Origin of the sequence: Shouchella phoenicis, assembly GCF_047238345.1 — a bacterium.
Taxonomy (GTDB): domain Bacteria; phylum Bacillota; class Bacilli; order Bacillales; family Bacillaceae_D; genus Shouchella.
On sequence record NZ_JBDFMQ010000001.1, the window covers coordinates 890,109 to 910,456 of the forward strand.

The window sequence follows — 20,348 nt, forward strand, 5'->3', positions numbered from 1 at the left end:
ATTCCATCCTCCTCTTCTACATCTTTCCTACGTATACGTTCAGAAAAGAGAGAAGTTTCACTCCTATTCAAAATGATTTCGGAGAAAGTCCTGTACCGAACTAGCTGTTTTCATTCCTTTTAACTTGGTTTCGTTTAAGCTAATCGATTGTTTTGCAAGAATTGGCGATATCCCTGTTAGCACGGTGTCCGTTCCGACGAGTTGTAAAATATCTCGTAATCGAAAAATGCCCTTAACGACATATTCATCAAAATCTTCTAATCCTGAAACATCGACAATTAATGTTGATAGATCGAGTTTGGATGTCTCTTTTGTGACGGTATTGAACATATGGTCAAATCGTTCTTTACCAAACTCCCCTACGAGTGGAATAACTGCAATCCCGTTTACTAGTGGAACAATGGGTGTGGAAATCGTGTCAATTCGCTGTACGGTATCAAAATAGCTTAATTCTACTTCTTTTTGTACGGAAACATCTTTTTGAATGCCAATAAAGTATTTTATTTCCGGGTGATCAAGGGTGACACATTCAATGTTTAATTCATTCCAAAAAAAACTTCCGTCTTTGCGATAATTAATAATTTCAACTGAAATGGATTCATCGTTGCGAATAGCTTCTCTAATTTGATCGACTTTTTCTCTATCTGTATCTTCTCCTTGGAGAAAACGACAGTTTGTCCCAATGACTTCCGATTCTTCGTATCCAGTCATATCCGTAAATCCCTGGTTAGCATAGACAATGGGATTATCTTCTTGAGACGGATCTGTGACAAGAACACCTACCTTTGTTCGGTCTAGGAGTCGTGTTAAAAGTTGAGACTTATTGAACAACTGTTCCATATTAACACCTCGAATGTATTCATATTCAATAAAGATGTTTTCCCAACAAATCAATGAATTAAACAAATGCTTTCGTAGATTTAGACGCATCTTCATTCAAATTCATGTAAAATGGTACAGAATGATAATAGAGTGAGGGACTTAAGATGAGAGATTTTATGGAGCAAGCAAAGTTAAGTGTTCAACTACCTAAAAAGAAAGCCGTCTTTCAATTAAATCGGACTCGAATCGGTGTCCCGTTTTTTTACGTTGGCATTTGGCTTGTCTTTATTTGTATACCTTTATCGGTTCAATCGTATTGGAATGCGGAAGGTTTGCTAGGAGAGTTGGCAATACCTATTTATTTTGTTTATTTTTTGTTTGTTTTCTTCCCAATTTTCGCTGGTGCCATTTACTTTTTACTTGCCGCAATTGCCGCAATAGCACTGACACTAGCAAAATTGTTAGAACGAAAACTAACTTTTTTAATGATGTTTAAACTTGCATCATTTGCAGCAACTTTTCCGCTCATTGGATATGGAGTCTTTCTTTTTATTGACGAAGGGATTGCAACGCTATGGATATGGCCAAGCGTGGCGTTTCTATTCTTTGTTTTAGTTCGATCCATTTTCCATTATCCGAAGCAAAAAAATAAACGACAGGGACTGAGAAAATGATAATTGAACGAACAGAACATTGGGTGAAAGAACGTTTAGCCCACGATACGACGGGGCACGATTGGTACCATATTGATCGTGTGAGAAAAGTAGCAGTCATGTTGGCAGAAAAAGAGAATGCTGATCAACAAATTGTGGAACTATCGGCATTGCTACACGACATCATTGACGATAAAATTGTCGAAAATGAACAAGAAGCGGTTGAAGAGGTGGAGAAATTTTTAAATGAACAAGGGCTACTAGAACATTCCATACATCAAGTGGTTTCCATTATTCAGTCCATTTCCTTTAGCAAGGGGCATCAGCTTTCGCTACTTGAAGCCAAAATTGTGCAAGATGCTGATCGACTTGATGCAATTGGTGCGATAGGGATTGCGCGAACGTTTCAATACTCTGGGGCAAGGAACCAACCAATCTATGATCCTACTCTATCCGTGCGCGGACAAATGACAAAGGAAGAATACCGCCATGGAAAATCTTCAGCCATTAATCATTTTTATGAAAAGCTCTTACAATTAAAAGATGGACTACATACCCAAACGGCAAAAGAAGTCGCTGAAAAACGCCATGCACTTATGGAGCAATTTTTAGATCAATTTTTTCAAGAGTGGGAAGGAAACGCCTAGAACACTAGCTTATCGATGCATTCGATGAGCTATTTTTATATTGAAAAGGCAAATTGACAGGTATTAGAAGTTATGCAAAAATGAAAGCGATATCAATAGATTAAATTATTTTACTTTTTTTCATAATCAGACAGGAGGGGGTAAAATGAGAAATCGATTTGGATGGATGAGCGTTTGTGTTTCATCAATAATGCTAACAAGTTGTTTAGCACAAACGGAAACTGTAAGTGAGACAGACGTACCTGAAGGAGATGTCACGGTTTGGGCTTGGAACTTAGAAGCTGATTATTTAATTGATATAGTACCAGCATTTGAAGAGCAGTATCCAGACATTAATGTGAATGTGATGAAACTTAGTGGCGAGCAAGTATATCAGCGGCTTACGACAGGACTGGCGGCTGGAGTAGAGAGTCAGTTACCTGATCTAGTACAAGTTGAAAACCAACGGATCGATTTGTATATGGACAATTTTGCTGAGAGTTTTGTCAATCTTTCAGAAATGGGCTTTGACGAACATCGAGATAAATTTGTGGAAGGGAAAATTGCTCCGTTAATCAATGATAATGGAGGTGTGATGGCCTTTCCTCGAGACACTGGACCAATGGCAATCTTCTATCGTCACGATTTATTTGAAGAAGCTGGGATCGATCCCGCATCAATTGTGACATGGGATGACTACATTCAAACGGGAAAAGAAATGCGTGAAGACACGGGGATGTTCATGACCGGGATTCAGTTAAATGGCGACACCAGTTTTTATCGCGCAATGCTACAACAGCACGATTTGTTTTATTTTGATTTGGATGGCAACGTAACAGCGAATACCGAAGCCGCTCATAAATCAATGCACATATTAAAAGAAATGGATGATGTGAATATGCTGTTACACGCAGCTACTGGTGAAGAGATCAATGCGGCCATAAAGAATGATGCGGTTGCTTCCGTTATTAGTGGATCCTGGCAAAAAGGAATTATAGAAGACCAAATGCCAGAACAAGAAGGGTTATGGAGGGTGATGCATCTACCAGCATTTGAAGAGGGGGGAAGTACAGCGGCAAATGATGGTGGGTCAAATTTAGCGATAACGGAAGTGTCCACGAACAAAGAAGCGGCTTACTTATTCGGAGAATTTGCGAGTGTTCATGTGGACAATCAAGTTTATGGAGCTTTGGCTTATGGTGCTTATCCAGCTTTAATTGAGGCGATCGACCGTCCTGAAATGCGTGAAGGGATTGACTTTTATGGCGGACAAGAGATCTTTGATGTTTTTGCTGAAGAAGCACTGAATCTGCCTGTTGTGAATTTCACCGATGATTATTTAAGAGGACAGAACAATTTTAATGATGCAATTGGTCGGGTGATTTTACAAGATGTCGCAATAGAAGAGGCGCTTAATACGACAGCAAATCGGTTAGAGTCTGCAACAGGGCGGGGGTCGAGTAATGAGTGAGCGAGCATTATCAAACAAACCTACACCTATTCGTAAAAAGAAGAAAAACAACCGTTCAACAGGCGGGCTTGCGCCTTATGTCTTTATTGCGCCAGCAGTTATTTTATTTGTTTTATTCACAGGGTATCCGATTGTTTACTCGTTGATTTTAAGTTTTACGACAAATGAGGCAGGCGTCAATGTGTTTGCCGGATTTGATAACTACATTAGGCTCTTTCAAGACACGTTGTTTTATGAGTCGTTATTCAATACATTTATTATTTTGATTGTTCAAGTACCTGTTATGACGATGCTTGCAGTCATTCTTGCAAATGTTTTGCATAGTGGCATTCATAAGTATAAAGGGGTTTTACGAGTTGCATTTTTCACCCCTACGGTAACATCGCTAGTCGCTGCGGCGATTATCTTCCTACTTATATTAAATCAAGATTTTGGGATTTTGAATTATATGCTTGGCTTTGTCGGTGTGGATCAAATTCCTTGGCTTAATGACCCTTTTTGGGCAAAGGTGTCTTTGATCATGGTAACGATTTGGCGTTGGACAGGATACAATATGATTATTATTTTGGCAGGATTACAAGTGATTCCAAAAGATTTGTATGAAGCGGCAAGCATTGATGGTGCAAGTACAGTGCGTAAGTTTTTTTCTGTCACATTGCCACAGTTAAAACCGGTTTTATTATTTGCTGTTGTGATGTCAACGATTGGTACCTTCCAATTGTTTGATGAAGCATTTAATCTCACAGGTGGTGGACCAATTAACGCAACGACTACAGTTACGATGTATTTGTATGAAAATGGTTTTGAATACTTTGATTTTGGCTATGCATCTGCTATTGCCTACGTCGTCGTGATTATCATAGCGATTCTATCGTTTATTCAGTTTAGAGTGGCAGGTGATCGTGAATGAAGCTAGTTGGGAAGCTATTAAAATATCTTGTTTTACTCATAGGTCTTTTTATTACGTTAGGGCCTTTTTATTGGATGGTTGTTGGAGCGACTAATTCTTCAGGTGCGCTGCTGTCGGTACCGCCGAACTTAATTCCAGGAGATCAGCTTGTACAAAACTTTCAAAATCTAGTTGCGAATATCGATATCTTTCAAGCTCTGTGGAATTCAACGGTTATTACCGTTATCTTTACGAGTGTAGCGGGCATCATAAGTGCGGCAGCAGGCTATGCATTTGCAAAGTTTGAATTTAAAGGTAGAGGTCCGATCTTTGCGCTTTTGTTAGCTTCTATGATGATTCCTTATCAAGCGCTCATCATTCCACAATTTGAGTTGTTTGCAAATTTAGGTATCTTAAATACGTATAGCGCAATTATTTTACCTCAACTTGCTTATCCATTTGCCATTTTTCTTATGCGGCAAAGTATGAAGTCTATTCCAGATTCCCTTCTTGAATCTGCAAGAATTGATGGTTGCGGAGAGTACCGAATGTTTTTTCGGATTGCATTGCCGATGATGTTGCCGGCAATAGGCGCGGTCTCGATCTTTTTATTTACTCACCAGTGGAACAATTTCTTATGGCCTCTTGTGGCAATCGTGACGGAAGATATGTATACACTTCCGATTGTGTTGTCTATTCTAGGCGGGCAAGATAATCTTGATTATGGGCAGCTTATGCTAGCAGCAACCATTTCTGTACTGCCTATCTTTATCATGTTTTTGTTTTTACAACGGTACTTTATTGCGGGCATTGCAAGCGGCGCTGTAAAAGAATAATCCTTGAGGAAAGGCTGGATCAAAAGCGACATTTGCTTTAGGTCCAGTTCTTTTTTTGACGCACATGTATACAAGCGTTTGGCGCATATACTGAAGGATGTTGTCAGAGAAAGGAGCCAATAGGATGACTCAATCGGAGCGGAAAGAAATTGCTTATTATCGAGTGCTAAACCATGCGCTTTTACACTTAATTCAACCTACCGATGTAGCGGTGCTCGATATCGGTTGTGCGGCAGGGTATTTGGGTGAAGCAATCAAGGCGAAGACAGGAGGACTTGTCTCAGGGGTTGAAATTATATCAGAGGCTGCTGAAGAAGCGAAAGCGAGGCTCGATCAAGTCGTATGTGCAAACATTGAAACAGACAGACTTCCTTTTCACGACCAACAATTTGATGCTGTTGTGTTTGGGGATGTGCTAGAACATATGCTAGACCCTTGGCGTGTAGTGAGAAAAACAGCAACGTTACTTAAGCCTGCAGGTTCCATCTATGCAAGCATCCCAAACGTTGGACATATCACAATCATTGAACAGTTGTTGAAAGGGACATGGACATACGCGGAATCAGGCTTACTCGATAAGACTCATTTTCGATTTTTTACGAAAGAAGAAATTCGAAAGCTGTTTGAAGAGAATGGTTTTGCTATAGAATCAATCACCCAACTGATGAACACTGGGCAAAGAGAAGATCAATTCATTGAGGGTTTACGTTCTCTAGCGACAGCTTTTCAAATACCAGTAGATGATCTTCAAGAGCGGGCAACAGCTTATCAATACATCGTTCATGCTAGGAAGAAGGGATAAAATGAAGGCAACGTTTAGCCATGTCACTTCAAATAACCATGTCTTTTATCATGTTGAGGGGGACATTCCTTCTGGCTGGTATTATCTATCTTTTACCTACAAAGGCAATTATTCTGTACCGATTAGGCTTTACTGGGAGTTAAATCAAGCCGGTACTAAGCAGGTGTGGAGTGAAGAAATAGGCTTATTAGATAGCAGACTCGCAAACCAGCACCTGTTCTCTTGTTATCTTTCTCCTAATCTAACCAAGCTCCAAATTTCATTAGAATTTGAAGAAGAGTCGCCACATGAACTTACAATCACACAAGTGACGCCAATGTTGCTTGATACGTTTTTATCTCTCGCCTGGTCCAAAAAACATCAATATTTTAACGTTGAATGGGACGGCACAAACTATTTGATGAACTATAGGCGATATCGAGCATGCAAATTACTTGAAAATAAACGAGATCTAACCCCTCTCTTAACGGCTATGAGATATGATGTACCTGATGAACATGCATGTTATCTTATGCAAGAAAAAGAACCTCCACTTCGTTTAAGCGATGGGCCAATCGTCTCCATTGTTATTCCAGTGTTTGATGTGAATATAAGGTATTTATTAGAAGCCGTTCGTTCTATTCAAAACCAATCGTATCAAGCTGTTGATTGCATTGTTGTGATACATGAGAGTATCCCAGATAACCTAATTAATCGGTTTACAGAAGAAGTGAATGATCAAAGTCTTCGTATTGTTATAGGAAGCGGAATTGGTACGAGGGCTTCCTTAATAAATCAAGGTTTATCGGTTATTCGAGGAGAATACGTATTAATTCTACAGCCTGATGATCGTTTAGCGGAAAATGGAATTGCGTGGTTGGTGCAAATCGAGGCAGACGTTGTTTACAGTCATGATGCGTATATAAACGAAACCGGGACGTTTGTTAATGTGTATGAGAAGCCTGTATGGTCGCCTGAACTTCTTTTAGCACACAATTATTTAGGAAGTGGCGTAATGACTTCTACGAATCTACTTAAAAGAGCGGGTGCATTTCGTGCTCATTATGGGCAGGCAAGTGATTATGATTTCTACTTAAGAATAACGGAGGCAGCAGCTTCAATTCAAAGAGTGGATAAGTATGCCTATCATAAGCGCTTGGCTTCTGATTTGTGTGAATGGGAAAGCGACGAAATCGATCAACAAGGAACCGTTCAGCTTGGGAAAAAAGCGTTAGAGGAGGCGCTGGTAAGAAGAACGTTAAGTGGCAAAGTATTGATAAAAGACGAAGCGTCCAATCTTTATGCCGTACGTATGAACGTACCGGATCAAGTGAAAATAAGCATTCTTATATGTACTCGAGACCAAGCAGAGTTACTAGAACGTTGTTTAGTATCCATTTTTGAAAAAACGACCTATCAACATTTTGAAGTCCTTGTTGTTGATAATGGATCTGTTGAAAACGAGACAGCTGCTTTGTTTGAAAGATGGAAGCAGCAAGAGTCAGGTAGGTTTCGTGTGATTCGAGATGACCAACCATTTAATTTCTCTGCTTTAAATAACGAAGCAGTAAAGAAATCAACTGGTGAATTAATCGTCTTACTAAATAACGACATCGAAGTTCGATCTCCCATGTGGCTTGAAAATATGGCGGGGTATGCTATTCAAGAAGAGATTGGTGCGGTCGGGGCGTTGCTTTACTATCAAAGTGGCCATGTTCAACATGCTGGAGCCATCTTTAATGATGTGGCGCCTATTCACTCGTTCTATAAAGGGATGCTGGGCGACGATGCGGTTTCAAAACTTGTGCAGTTACAAAGGAACTTTTTAGCTGTAACAGGAGCATGTCTGATGGTAAAGCGATCGCTTTATGAAGAAGTTGGTGGACTGGACGAAGCATTTGAATCGTCTTACAACGATATGCATTTTTGTATGGAACTTTATGCCCGCGGCAAACGAAATGTATTGATACCAGAAGCTAAACTATATCATCATGAATCGATTTCAAGAGGGCGCTTGCAAACGATCGACAAGCAAGAAGAGTGGATGCGGGAACTGGGGCGATTTCGGTCATTATGGGGATACTATTTTCAAAAAGATCCTTTTGTTAGTAGCCACACGTTTTGAGTGTTCATTGAACAGAAACCTAGCGGAATCGCACGAAAAGAATCTTCATGATCATTCATGAAGATTCTTTTTTAGTTATCGTTTCTAGTATGGTCAGAAAAGTCCTCTTCTTTTTCATCGCTATTTTCCATTGTTTCTTCTTGTTCTTTTGTATAACTCTTTTCATTGTCGTCTTTGTTTGGATTTGAATGGTCGTCTCGCTCTTGTCGATCTTTGTCCCTATTTTTCATCGTTTCCTCCTGTGAATCGGTATACGAGCGCTCTTCATTTTCTTCCTGCTTCTTTTTTAAGTAATCGGACCGTTCACCGTGCCAAATTAAATCAAATAGCGCACGACCATTCGTCGGTTGACCATCTGGTAAATAAACGGGAATAATATCGAAGAACACAAAGTAAAAAATGTAAAACATAAATGTACTCCAAAACATGTTCTCAGGCAAGATGGATGCGGATAAGAGTGAATTAATGATAATGGCAACAATCATACAAGATAAGATTGGCGATGCATAAATAAAGCCGTGCCAAAAACGATTTTTCGGATTTACTTCATCATAATCCATCCAGCTATACATAAAAAAATAACGACGAACTTCAATCGTTTTTAATGAAAAAAGTTTGGGGCCACTACCAACAACTAAATTTTTATTTGATGCTCCAAGTAATACAGCTGTTAAATAATAGCCAGACTCTCGAATAACTGTAACAATAGGTAAGATGACTAACGCAGACATAATGAGTCTTCCTAAATCAATGAGTGTAAACAACGGCATATAGCTCCTTTCGTACGTTCCTCTACTAACGTACCCGATTTATATAGACAACAATCCACATTTTTAAATCCGAAATACATCTTTCTTTTCCCTTAAAAGCGTGGCAAAATAGGAAAGAAGCGATAAAAACAGACTTTTATGAGAACGATTTCACATTATTGGGAGAGAAGGGGTAATTTGGAGCAAACAGCAATTACGGGTAAAAGAAGGTTTGGTTTAGCCTTATTACTCGGGACGTTGGCAGCTTTTGGACCACTAACGATTGATATGTATTTACCTAGCTTTCCGTCTATTGCATCGGATTTAGGCTCACCAGCTTCGTTGGTACAGCTAAGCTTAACGGCATGTTTGTTAGGGCTAGGTGCAGGTCAACTAGTCGTTGGACCGATGAGTGACTCGAAAGGGAGGAAAAAACCGCTTGTCATATCAATCTTTTTGTATGTGCTCGCGTCTTTAGCTTGCGCGATGGCACCAAATATTACAACACTGATCGTGGCGAGGTTTATGCAAGGCTTCACAGCAGCAGCAGGAATTGTCATTTCAAGAGCGATTGTTCGTGATTTATTTAATGGAAGAGAATTAACGAAATTTTTCTCGTTATTAATGCTTATTAATGGGTTAGCGCCAATTTTAGCTCCTGTTTTTGGAAGTGCGGTATTGTTATTACCAGGTGCTAATTGGAACTGGATTTTTATTACACTAGCTATACTTGGTCTTGTTATTGTTCTTATTGTGATAAATCGCTTAAAAGAGACGTTACCTGAAGAGAATCGAACGCAAAGCAGTATCGGTCATACATTACGGACATTTAAGAGCTTACTATTAGACCGGACATTTATGGGTTTTGCATTTACTCAAGGTTTAATGATGGGGGGGATTTTTGCATACGTGTCAGGAACTCCTTTTGTCTATCAAGGCATTTACAATGTATCGCCTCAGGTATTTAGTCTCTTGTTTGCAGTAAATGGGTTAGGGATTATTGTTGGTACCCATTTAGTCGGACGTTATGCAGGAATTATACCGGAGCGTTCGTTTCTTCGTTTTGGGCTAATAACAGCTAGCATTGCCAGTAGCGTGTTGCTCATTATGACGATTCTGAATGGGCCATTATTTACGATTGTCATCCCCATTTTCTTATTTGTTTCCATGATCGGTATGATTGGAACGACTTCATTCTCATTGGCAATGGAAGCACAAGGGGGAAGAGCGGGTAGTGCCTCAGCGCTACTTGGGTTATTGCCGTTTGTAATTGGAGCGATAACAGCGCCACTTGTCGGTATTGCAGGTGAAGATACAGCTGTCCCAATGGGATTAATCATGTTCCTATCAAGCATTGCGGCTTTAGCAGCGTTTTATTTCCTTGCAAAAGGCGGAAAAGACGTTCAGGAGGCAAAGGATCTTTAAAGTGGGAAGACAAAAAGCGCTAGCGACAACTCTCTTTAAATGGAGAGGCTTGTCGTAAAGCGCTTTTTCTGATCTTTTTCATAGATGATCTATTGCATCGTTTGACTATGTTTTTTAGATATTTCTTTTAAAAATTGTTGTTCTTCTATTGTTAGTTCTCGACTTAACTTCGATTCCATCTCTTTTTTTAATGATATAAATAATAAATTTGCTGTTTGATCGAGCATAAAAGGCCTCTTTTCATTCATGCTTTACAGTATATTCGTACTAATTTTAACAGATTGCAACGAAAATAGGAAGATCTTCCGGGGCATTTTCGATAGAACAACTGGGCAATAAAGGAAGTGAGTACCTTCTTTTATGATAAAGCCTATGTTAGAGTAAAGGGGAAAGAAGGTGACATATGGGGGAGTTAAAGAGTAAACGCGATGCTGCTGCAGCATTAATTGGACAGCTAGACAAACAGTTAAGGTGCCCCTTCTGTCAGCAAGTTTTAGAGTGGGATCAATCGTATCGCTTCACATGTGTGGAAAACCATTCATTTGATTTATCGAAACAAGGATCGCTGTTCTTAGTGAAACAAGCTGCAAATAGTCAATATGATGAACCGTTATTTCAGGCGAGGCATAGGATCATCCAGCAATTTCAGCTGTATGCGCCAATCTATGAAATCATCTCTTTAGAATTAAGAGATAAAGACGTGATATTAGATGCTGGAACTGGTGAAGGATCTCACTTGAATGAATTTAAGAAAAGATTTCCGGAAATTGTTCCAATTGGATTAGACTTATCAAAAGATGGAATTAACCAAGCGGGAAAACTTTATCGTGATAGCTTATGGATAGTAGGAGACTTAGCCAATCTTCCGTTTCAAAATGAATCAGTCGATGTCATACTAAACATCTTGTCTCCTTCAAATTACGCTGAGTTTAAAAGGGTATTAAAACAAGATGGGAAACTGATTAAAGTGATACCAAGAGCGAACTATCTACAGGAACTAAGAAAATATACGAGCGAAACGACAAACGAAACATATTCAAATCATCAAACCGTAGCCTTATTTAATCAGCATTTTTCTGAGGTGCAGGTAAAGACGATTCAGTATAAGAAAGAATTAACTCAAGCAGAGCGTCAAGCGATTATCAACATGTCGCCGCTTGGGTGGTCTGTTTCGGCAGAGGCGAGGCAAATGTATATTGAAGAAGGTCAATCGACAATCACAATCGACTTGGATCTTTTAATCGCAAAAATGTAACGAAGAACATCCAGCTTGTTTACTCATGCTTGGATGTTCTTTGATTTTGGATAATTGAAGAGTAATATGGCAGTATATAATCTTTATATTCATCTTTTAAATCACGAGGAAGGGTCTTGAAGAATTTCACATCCAAAGATTCATTGCTGTCATGCTTTAACTTGCCACTATACTGATTCGTCCAATAAACAGCGGTAACGGAATAAATTTCATCCCCATTTTGAAAGGTGTAATGGTAGTCTTCGCCTGAAAAAATGCCGAGTAATTGAAGGGATGTGATCACGAGTCCCGTTTCTTCTAAAACTTCGCGAGTAGCTGTTCCTTCAATAGTCTCACCAAGTTCCATCAGACCACCGGGAAGTCCCCACCCACCATCTTTACGATGTTCAAGTAACAGTTCTTCCTGATCATTAAATATAAGCACGACTGCTCCAGGCAACAGTAAAGGATCGTTCCCTACTTTTTGGCGTAAAGCATTTACATAATCCAAAATCATCGCTCCTTTAAGGTAAGTGTGGAGAGGTTTGTTGCAACAATTATATATGCAGAATGAATTATTTAAAAGAAAATTAAAAAAGTAGTCAATTAAATAGGTGAAAGGCTCAGGAACTTTGTCCATGCAACCAACTCCCTTCATGCATAAGGTATATAAGACCTTAAGTTTGGGAGGTGAATGGAATGAGTTACTATGGAACTGGTGGTTATGGACACTATAGACCTGCAAAAGGCTTCTCAGCACGTATCTGTCCTGGTTGTCGCTGCAAAAAGCGATGCAATTCTTGTAACGAACGTCCAAAAGAGCGCAAAGAAGATCGTAAAGACGATTGTGGTTGCAAAGAAGACCGTAAAGAAGATCACAAAGAAGATCGTAAAGAGAATCGAAAAGAAGAGCACCCTGTAGAGCATAAGATCTATTATTCAAATGAAGATTCGAAACCATGTGAAGACTGTTAACTCTCTATACAAGGCTAAGCCATTGTGCAACAATAGGCTTAGCTTGTTTTAATTAGGGGTGTAAACATGAGAATTGAGTCACCAAAAATACCAGAGTCTTTAACAGAAAAAAAGCTGTTACAAATGATAGAGGAAGAAGAGAACGAAGCTGTCTACATATCGATAAATGAAGAAGATGCACGTAATGTAATACTTGAGCGATTCGTTCTCTCAAACGCTCGTGTGTCACGTACGACGTTTACAGGCGCACAGATGCCTCGTGCGGATTTTACAGACGTGCAATTTGTTAATTGTGATTTTTCAAATGTGGATTTTTCAGAAAGTATTTTTCATCGTGTGGAATTTATTGATTGTAAGTTGATTGGTAGTCACTTTTCAAATGCTCATCTTGCACAAACAACCTTTTCAAATAGCATGTTGAATCTAAGTAACTTTATTGATGTTCGAATCAAGCAAGTTCAGTTTTTACAGTCATCGATGAAACAAATGAATGTAGCAAATGGCAAGATTAAAGGGTTATACCTCAATGAGTGTGATATAGATGATATTAGTTTTTTTGAAACGCCGTTAATGGGTGTTGATATAAGTACGTGTACATATAACCGAATAGAGGCGTCACAGCAGGTGATCGCTGGGTTGATTGTGTCGCGAGATCAAGCGGTTGGCTTTGCACGATTATTAGGTTTAAGAATAAAGGAAGAAATGTAACAGATATGTGAACTTCTATGAAAACAGAGAGATTCTCGCTATCATTCTATTTAGCAACAAAAGAACCCATGGTACACTAAGAAAAAGGATTTATGGAGGGGTATAATGGGGAAACGAATTATGTTGTTTATTGGAACGAATATTCTTGTTCTAACAACAATTTTTCTTGTGTGGTCATTGATCATTCAGTTTACAGGCATTGATGGTTCATTCGTATCGAGTGATGGTTCCATTCAATTTGCTGTTATTTTATTATTTAGTGCGATTGTTGGGTTTGCAGGTTCCTTTATTTCATTAGCGATGTCTCGTTGGATCGCAAAAACGATGATGAAGGTAAAAGTAATTGATCCTGAAGGCCCAATGTCTAGAGATGAGAAAGCAATTGTAGAGAAAGTTCATCGCTTGTCGAGAGCAGCTGGCTTAGCGCATATGCCAGAGGTTGGCATCTATCAAAGTAATGAAGTAAATGCATTTGCAACAGGTCCCTCTAAAAAACGATCGTTAGTAGCGGTCTCGTCAGGATTATTAGACACGATGGATGACGATGCTGTTGAAGGTGTTATTGCGCATGAGGTTGCTCACGTTGCGAATGGCGATATGGTTACAATGACGCTATTGCAAGGAATTGTTAATACATTTGTTGTATTCTTCTCCCGTGTGATTGCAATTGTGCTATCACGCTTTGTGCGCCCGGAATTTCAGTTTATTGTGCAATTCGCTTCCATTATTATTTTACAAATTCTCTTTTCGTTACTAGGAAGCCTTGTTATTAGTGCCTATTCACGTCATCGTGAATTCCACGCAGATCGTGGTGGTGCAGACTTGGCAGGCAGAGATAAAATGGTTCATGCGCTACGTTCATTGCAACAGTATGTAAATCGTGCGAAAGCAGGGGATCATTTAGATGACACTGCTGTACAAACGATGAAGATCAATGGTGGAAAAACAATGATGAAATTAATGTCGACTCACCCTGATTTAAACGATCGAATTGCACGATTAGAACAACGTTAAGAAGTAACTTCCGTCGAGACATTCGACGGAAGTTTTTTTATGGGATTAGGTTACCAGCAGCTGCGTAAAGTTCTGTCCATTCTTCCCTTGATAACGGAATGGCGGAACCAGCACAAGCTTCTTTTACTCTACTTGGTTTTGTTGATCCTACCACAACTTGGATATTAGCTGGATGCCTTGTAATCCATGCGGTAGCGATTGCTGTAGCAGAGACATTATACTGTTTTGCTAAACGCTCAAGTACATCATTAAGCTCTGGGAATTCTTTGTGATTGCCAATAAACGTGCCTGCAAAAAATCCATTTTGATAAGGAGACCAAGCTTGTAAAGTAATCTCATTCAAACGACTATAATCAAGCGTTCCAGCATCTCGATTGACAGATTCATCTGTCTTCATGTTTAGCGACATACTTGAGTCAATTAACGGTGTATGGGCAAGGCTGTATTGTACTTGGTTCACAATGAGTTTCTGATCAACCGAACGTTGCAACAATTCGATTTGTTGTGGCGTGTGATTCGATACACCAAAATGACGAACTTTTCCACTATCATGGAGCTGTTGAAATGCTGCAGCGACTTCATCAGGCTCCATTAATGGATCAGGTCTGTGCAATAATAAGATATCCAAATACTCGGTGTTCAAACGCTGCAAAATAGCGTCGACGGACGTGAGGATATGGTCTTTTGAAAAGTCATAATAACCCGTTGCCCCTTTTCGAATGCCGCATTTGCTTTGTAAAACAATCTTTTCCCGGGAAATGTCTGTATGAGAAAGCGCTTTTGCAAATAATGATTCACATTCACCGCCGCCATAAATATCGGCGTGATCATAAAAATTAATGCCTTCTTCATAAGCGGTTTGAAGCAATTCTTGAATGGAAGCATCGTCTAATCCATTTATTCGCATATTGCCTAAGATAATATTGGAAACGTTTAAATCCGTTCCTGGTAACACAAATGTTTTCATAATAGCCTCCTTTTCTTACTATATTCATAGTTTAAAAGGAGATGGAACAAGAGTACAGTATTATTGTTCGACAATCCCTTTTGCAATCGCATGAGCAATCGTCTCTTGATAAGAATCATCTGACAGCTTTGCGGCTTCTTCTGCATTTGTAATAAACCCAACTTCTACAAGAATGGCTGGGACAGGGCTGTTACGTAACACATGAAACGTTTCTTGTTTGACACTTCGATCTACGGCACCGGTATCAGCAAGTAGGGATTGTTGTGTGGATTGTGCCATTGCTTTACCGGTCGTACTAGACGGATGGTAAAAAGTTTCAATCCCAGCTGCTTCTACGTTCGTATGCCCATTCGCATGGATGCTAACAAATTGGTCTGCGCCCCATGCTGAGGTCACAGCTACTCGTTCTTCTAAGGAAAGAAAGACATCTGTTTCCCTCGTCATATTCACAACATAGCCTAATTCTTCTAAACGTTTCTTTGTTTTATGTGCAATATCTAATACAACATCTTTCTCCATTAATCCATTTGCAGCAGCACCACTGTCATGAGCACCATGACCTGGATCGAGCATAATTCGTTTTGGCTCTGGGTTGTTTACAGGAGGTGGGGGAGTTACGTCAATTCGTTTGACCCACTCCAGACTAACGTAGCCTGTTCCATCCGCAAGACGTCCCCAACCTTGACCTTCATCAATAAATTCAACCATGTCACCATTATATTTTACCCCCACGACCTCTGCTGACGTGCTAGGGGCATTCCGTACATTTAACGTTGTGTTTACTGTTACTTCTCCTTGTTCGACTGCATATGCCGGCATAACAGCAAGCAACAAGCAGGCAAGAGTTACGATTAAAATAAAACCATTGATTTGCAATTTATTATTGTTCATGTGAATGTCCTCCTCACCAACGGTATAAGAGACATTCTGACCATGCTAGTAATCTTTTAAACACGAAGAAAGAAAAAGATTTTTAGAATGAGAGATTCTCAAGAAATTTTCATTCCATAAAGCGAAGTAAATCGCCTAACAGAAAATCATCCGAGAGCTGAAGTTGTTCTCGAACAATTGCTTGTTTGGCTGAACAAGATTGTATTGGAATCATGGTGTTGCTTGAACGCTCATAACAGGCATGGTCGGCAAAAAGAAAATCTTGCGCAATAAAATGGCCATCTCGAAAAATGATTGGCATGTCGCTTGGGCGAGTAAATAAATCATAGCTAAAAGATAAGTTTGCTTTTGTTGAGATGCCAAGAAGATGAAGAACCGTTGAATGAATATCAATTTGTCCACCTTCTGTTTCAATTGTGCGTCCTGTTTGTCCTGGGATATGGATAATCAACGGCACCTTCTGTAAATCAATATGAGAGAACGTTGTTTCTTCTTGATCTAAAAATTGATGGACACCTTTTTCATATTGACGAGAAATACCGTAGTGATCTCCATATAAAACAAACATCGTGTCCTCATACATGTCTTCGTCTTTTAATTGCTGAAAAAACTGTTCGACCGCCGCATCTAAATAACGAACGGTCGTAAAGTAGCGATTCACAACACCTACATCTGTATCGCCCTCTTCAATCAACTGATCTTCCTCTTCCAAAAGAAACGGAAAATGATTCGTTAATGTAATAAATTTTGCAGAATACGGTTCTTCTAATTCTTTTAAAAGTGGGATAGATTGTTCAAAAAAAGGTTTATCTTTTAAACCATAATTTACACTTTCCTCTTCTGTAACGTCGTACATCTCTTTTGAAAAGAAGTGATGATACCCAAGTGCCTCGTACATTAACTCGCGATTCCAAAAAGTAGCATCGTTAGCATGAAAGGCTGCAGATGTATACCCATTATGTTGTTCAAGGATCCGTGGCAGTGACTGAAATGTATTTGTATAGCTCCTCACAAAAGCAGAACCGCTTGATAGAGGATAAAAACCTGTATCAAGCATGAACTCCATATCTGATGATTTTCCTTGTGCTGTTTGATCATAAATGTTTGGAAAGTAAAAGCTCTCGGCAAGTAATCGGTTTAAAAAAGGGGTTAGTTCCTCGCCGTTATTTTCTTGTTGAATGACAAAATTTTGTACAGACTCTAAGCTAATAAAAACAACATTCTTTCCAGAAGCTAGTCCAAACGTAGAAGTGTCAGGTGGAGGAGGATCGACCATTTCCCCTTTAATCTCTGATGCAACCGTTTGGTTTGCAACCATCCCTTTTAAAGGCGCTTGTACGGATTGAGCGACGTTAATAATTTGATAATTGTAAATTCCGAGTGATGAAACCATTTGATCGCGTGCATAATCATGTTGTAGCACATACGGGTTTTGAATCAAACTTAAGCCAACGGTGAGAGCTAAAAAAGAGCTAGCTGTTATGAAATAAGGCTTTCCTTTTGGCCGACTAATAGGTGCCTCTTGTTTACTATAAAACCAAGCAAGCGTACAGAAGAACAAGACATCAATAAGGAGGAGTAGATCATAGGGAGAAAAGAGCTCAACTGTACTCGAACCGAGTCCACCTACATTATTAAGCTGAAGTAAAACGGATGACGTTAGAAAATCAATATAAAAGCGATAGTAAAGCAAATTACCTATTAATAATGCTGTAGATAATAGGTAGATTAAACAAAAAACAAGTGGACGAATATGATGTCGACCAACAAAACTTAAACTAAAAAGAAGAAGCAAACTGCCAATTGGACTTATCAAAAAAAGAAGCCAGTCCATAAAGTTATGTAGAGGTAATGAAAAACCAAGAAAACTTGTTACTAATGTTTTAAATGTAAGAATTAAAAGGGCAATAGGTAAAAAATGAGCCTTCACCACATGATGAGGAAAAGCTTTCATAAGGTCGACGCCTGCTTTCGTAATGTTTGAATGGTTTTGATTAATACCTCTACTATAGCTAAAACATTTTTTTCTTTCATTACGCCCATTAATGCAAGCTGGATGACGTTTCGCTTAAGTAAGTAATGGCTTTCATAGCTGACAAGAATAGATGCTTTCTTTAAAGAGTCGCCGACTATTCTTGAAGATAGATCTTGAGGAAGGTTAATCGATAGAATGGCTGGCGAGTAAGAATCATGTTTCAGCACATCTATCTTTTCTTCGCATAGTATTTTTAGCAAGCGTTTATAGAGATTTTCTGAGCAATGATGATGTGTCAACGCTTGTTGCAGAGCCAATAGTAAGTTTGATGAATATGTAAAAGGAACGCCCTCATTCTTTTGATAATACCCAGCATCTAAATATGCGGGTAAATGTTTAGAAGGTTCGATAGATTCTTGATGAAAGAGCAGCGCAAGTCCAGGGTAAGAAGCTAGTCCTTTGCCACTGACGCTACTTGCCAAGTAAACGTTCGCAAGGTTAATTGGTAATGTACCTAAGCTTGAGCATGCATCAAGACATAGTTTGAAGTTATATTGAGAGCAAAGCATGGTTAGTCCCTCAATTGGAAACAGATACCCAGTTGATGTTTCGCAGTGAACGGTCCATAACCATTTAATAGGGCCTATTTGTTCGATTCTTCGTTGTATTTGTGTAATAGAAATTGACGACCAATCCTCGTGCTGGATGGTATCAAAATCCAACCCCCAACGAGTCCCTTGTGCAATTAAACGTTCACCAAACTCCCCGCAAGCAAGGATAAGTCCTTTGCCTCCAAGTTTTGAAAGTTGTGCCGCAACCATTTCATTTGCCATAGTCCCTGTCCCCATTGCAATCTGAACTTGTTTCGCATTCGTTCGACGAAGAAGTTCCAGTTTGACTCGCTTCATTGTAGTCACAAACTGTCGATCTCGATGGGAAATCGGTTCAGCATTAAATGCTTCTTTTACATCGCTCGGAATGGAGACAGGTCCAGGGAGAAAAGACTGTTTTTCGTAAGATAAGCGCTCATGCTTTTCGATAATCCGCTTATAAACGAGCGATTGTTTACTGAAATTTTCCTCATTTAAGAACATGGGCTGAAATTGTGCATCCTTCTGACCAAGAAGCGGTCCAAATGGGAGAAAACCCATCTTTTTGTATAATTTGCTTTGTCTTGTAGTGCCAGAAATAAGTGCCATCGTATACTGTTGAGCAAGGCAATAGGAAACGAGTTTGTGCACGAGCCGATAAAAAATTGTCCCACGACGATATTTCTCGCAAACGGCTAGTAAGCGAATTTCGCATGGTTTTCCACTTAAATCAACGATAGCGTCTAAGCAACCTAGTTTTTGATCTAAGGAAAATGGACGTTTTTCTCGAACACAGATCATACCAATCACAGCTTCATCTATTTTAGCAATTACATAGACGTTTTCAGAATCAAAGCGATCGATTAATTTTTCTTGCGAATTAGGTCGATGTTGAGGAATTTCCTTCACAAATGTTTGATAGTTTAACTGATAAATTTGTTCAAACTCGTTATTCTCATCAGCAATTTTAACGTATAGGTCTGAGCCAGTCACTTAAGTTCTCTCCTTTTTGTAAACAAACAGAATAATGCCTGTTAAAATAAAGAAAAGGAATGCATAGTCTATTGCAGATTCATAGAGAAATAGAAACGGCAGGAGGAAAAAAGCGATTGGTGCAGATGTTCTTGTCTTTATACCACAAAGTTTACTCGCCCCAATAAACATACCTACTATAAGGAGTAGGATTGGAGAAAAGACGAGTGCGCAGGCTAAATAAACGACAATGCCTTTTCCACCGTGTCCATTTAATTGGACTGGGTAAAGGTGGCCAAGCAAAATGCCAATAGCAATAACACATAACGCCCATCCTTGTAATCCAAGAATATGAATGGCGAAAAGTATTGGTACAATGGTTTTTAGCGAGTCAATGGCGACGGTGGAAAGAAAAGCGATTGTTCCGAATAATCGACCTATATTTCGCGCACCTGCATTTTTACTTCCTAACGTTCGAATATCTTTTTTGAAAAAAAGTTTTCCAATATAGTATGCGCCGTTTAAACAGCCGAAGGCATAGGCAACACAAAAGATTAACAACATGTCCATTAAACATTTGTCTCCAAGTCAAGATCATAAGGCTGATAATCTTGTATATCGTACCACAAATTGTAAATATAATTA

At 39.2% G+C, this 20,348-nt stretch carries 21 protein-coding genes; 12 read left to right on the forward strand and 9 right to left on the reverse strand.

Annotated elements, in window-relative coordinates; genetic code table 11:
- Positions 1-63: 63 nt before the first annotated feature.
- Complete coding sequence (ytvA, locus tag ABC361_RS04950) at positions 64-840, reverse strand: YtvA family blue-light photoreceptor (protein WP_413072961.1); 777 nt, start codon at positions 838-840, stop codon at positions 64-66.
- A gap of 146 nt (positions 841-986) precedes the next feature.
- Here ytvA and ABC361_RS04955 point away from each other — a divergent pair, with 146 nt between their 5' ends.
- The 7 genes from ABC361_RS04955 (at position 987) to ABC361_RS04985 (ending at position 8,203) form a co-directional block, all read left to right on the forward strand.
- Positions 987-1,496 (forward strand): hypothetical protein, encoded by a 510-nt coding sequence (locus ABC361_RS04955; protein ID WP_413072962.1) that lies wholly within the window; start codon positions 987-989, stop codon positions 1,494-1,496.
- Complete coding sequence (locus ABC361_RS04960; RefSeq protein WP_413072963.1) at positions 1,493-2,122, forward strand: HD domain-containing protein; 630 nt, start codon at positions 1,493-1,495, stop codon at positions 2,120-2,122. Before ABC361_RS04955 ends, ABC361_RS04960 begins: the two co-directional genes overlap by 4 nt.
- A gap of 145 nt (positions 2,123-2,267) precedes the next feature.
- Positions 2,268-3,572 (forward strand): ABC transporter substrate-binding protein, encoded by a 1,305-nt coding sequence (locus tag ABC361_RS04965; protein WP_413072964.1) that lies wholly within the window; start codon positions 2,268-2,270, stop codon positions 3,570-3,572.
- A complete protein-coding gene (locus tag ABC361_RS04970; protein ID WP_413072965.1) occupies positions 3,565-4,482 on the forward strand; it encodes a carbohydrate ABC transporter permease in 918 nt (305 codons plus the stop codon). The genes ABC361_RS04965 and ABC361_RS04970 overlap by 8 nt, the downstream gene beginning before the upstream one ends.
- On the forward strand, positions 4,479-5,297 hold the full coding sequence (locus ABC361_RS04975; protein WP_413072966.1) for a carbohydrate ABC transporter permease: 819 nt from the start codon (positions 4,479-4,481) through the stop codon (positions 5,295-5,297). Before ABC361_RS04970 ends, ABC361_RS04975 begins: the two co-directional genes overlap by 4 nt.
- Positions 5,298-5,421: 124 nt before the next feature.
- Positions 5,422-6,099 (forward strand): class I SAM-dependent methyltransferase, encoded by a 678-nt coding sequence (locus ABC361_RS04980; RefSeq protein ID WP_413072967.1) that lies wholly within the window; start codon positions 5,422-5,424, stop codon positions 6,097-6,099.
- Position 6,100: 1 nt separating this feature from the next.
- A complete protein-coding gene (locus ABC361_RS04985) occupies positions 6,101-8,203 on the forward strand; it encodes a glycosyltransferase family 2 protein (RefSeq protein WP_413072968.1) in 2,103 nt (700 codons plus the stop codon).
- Positions 8,204-8,274: 71 nt separating this feature from the next.
- Here ABC361_RS04985 and ABC361_RS04990 read toward each other — a convergent pair whose 3' ends face one another.
- A complete protein-coding gene (locus ABC361_RS04990; protein ID WP_413072969.1) occupies positions 8,275-8,967 on the reverse strand; it encodes a cytidylyltransferase family protein in 693 nt (230 codons plus the stop codon).
- A 183-nt stretch (positions 8,968-9,150) separates the two neighbouring features.
- On the opposite strand from ABC361_RS04990, the gene ABC361_RS04995 reads away from it, so the two are divergent.
- Positions 9,151-10,377 (forward strand): multidrug effflux MFS transporter, encoded by a 1,227-nt coding sequence (locus ABC361_RS04995; RefSeq protein WP_413072970.1) that lies wholly within the window; start codon positions 9,151-9,153, stop codon positions 10,375-10,377.
- Between the two features lie 89 nt (positions 10,378-10,466).
- On the opposite strand, the gene ABC361_RS05000 is transcribed toward ABC361_RS04995, so the two are convergent.
- Complete coding sequence (locus ABC361_RS05000) at positions 10,467-10,604, reverse strand: hypothetical protein (RefSeq protein ID WP_413072971.1); 138 nt, start codon at positions 10,602-10,604, stop codon at positions 10,467-10,469.
- 176 nt (positions 10,605-10,780) lie between these two features.
- Here ABC361_RS05000 and ABC361_RS05005 point away from each other — a divergent pair, with 176 nt between their 5' ends.
- Positions 10,781-11,632 carry a methyltransferase domain-containing protein gene (locus ABC361_RS05005; RefSeq protein ID WP_413072972.1) on the forward strand — a complete coding sequence of 284 codons (852 nt, stop codon included), beginning with the start codon at positions 10,781-10,783 and terminating at the stop codon, positions 11,630-11,632.
- 19 nt (positions 11,633-11,651) lie between these two features.
- Here the strand turns inward: ABC361_RS05005 and ABC361_RS05010 are convergent, their stop codons facing one another.
- Positions 11,652-12,251 (reverse strand): NUDIX hydrolase, encoded by a 600-nt coding sequence (locus ABC361_RS05010; protein WP_413072973.1) that lies wholly within the window; start codon positions 12,249-12,251, stop codon positions 11,652-11,654.
- A gap of 59 nt (positions 12,252-12,310) precedes the next feature.
- Here ABC361_RS05010 and ABC361_RS05015 point away from each other — a divergent pair, with 59 nt between their 5' ends.
- The 3 genes from ABC361_RS05015 to htpX all read left to right on the forward strand — a co-directional run bounded on the left by ABC361_RS05015 (position 12,311) and on the right by htpX (position 14,308).
- A complete protein-coding gene (locus ABC361_RS05015) occupies positions 12,311-12,586 on the forward strand; it encodes a hypothetical protein (protein ID WP_413072974.1) in 276 nt (91 codons plus the stop codon).
- Between the two features lie 66 nt (positions 12,587-12,652).
- Entirely contained in the window at positions 12,653-13,294 is a 642-nt protein-coding gene (locus ABC361_RS05020) for a pentapeptide repeat-containing protein (protein WP_413072975.1), read from the forward strand.
- Positions 13,295-13,399: 105 nt separating this feature from the next.
- The gene (gene htpX / locus ABC361_RS05025; protein ID WP_413072976.1) at positions 13,400-14,308 is read left to right on the forward strand and encodes a protease HtpX; all 909 of its coding nucleotides are present in this window, start codon (positions 13,400-13,402) and stop codon (positions 14,306-14,308) included.
- 37 nt (positions 14,309-14,345) lie between these two features.
- Here the strand turns inward: htpX and ABC361_RS05030 are convergent, their stop codons facing one another.
- The 5 genes from ABC361_RS05030 to ABC361_RS05050 form a co-directional block, all read right to left on the reverse strand.
- Positions 14,346-15,275 carry an aldo/keto reductase gene (locus ABC361_RS05030; RefSeq protein ID WP_413072977.1) on the reverse strand — a complete coding sequence of 310 codons (930 nt, stop codon included), beginning with the start codon at positions 15,273-15,275 and terminating at the stop codon, positions 14,346-14,348.
- 60 nt (positions 15,276-15,335) lie between these two features.
- Positions 15,336-16,166, reverse strand: coding sequence for an N-acetylmuramoyl-L-alanine amidase family protein (locus ABC361_RS05035; RefSeq protein ID WP_413072978.1), 831 nt, complete (start codon positions 16,164-16,166; stop codon positions 15,336-15,338).
- A gap of 109 nt (positions 16,167-16,275) precedes the next feature.
- Positions 16,276-18,120: an LTA synthase family protein gene (locus ABC361_RS05040; RefSeq protein WP_413072979.1), complete on the reverse strand. Its 1,845-nt coding sequence runs from the start codon at positions 18,118-18,120 to the stop codon at positions 16,276-16,278.
- Complete coding sequence (locus tag ABC361_RS05045; protein ID WP_413072980.1) at positions 18,117-19,724, reverse strand: GNAT family N-acetyltransferase; 1,608 nt, start codon at positions 19,722-19,724, stop codon at positions 18,117-18,119. Before ABC361_RS05045 ends, ABC361_RS05040 begins: the two co-directional genes overlap by 4 nt.
- Positions 19,725-20,273, reverse strand: a complete 549-nt coding sequence (locus ABC361_RS05050; RefSeq protein ID WP_413072981.1) for a glycerol-3-phosphate acyltransferase — start codon at positions 20,271-20,273, stop codon at positions 19,725-19,727.
- Between the last annotated feature and the right edge of the window lie 75 nt (positions 20,274-20,348).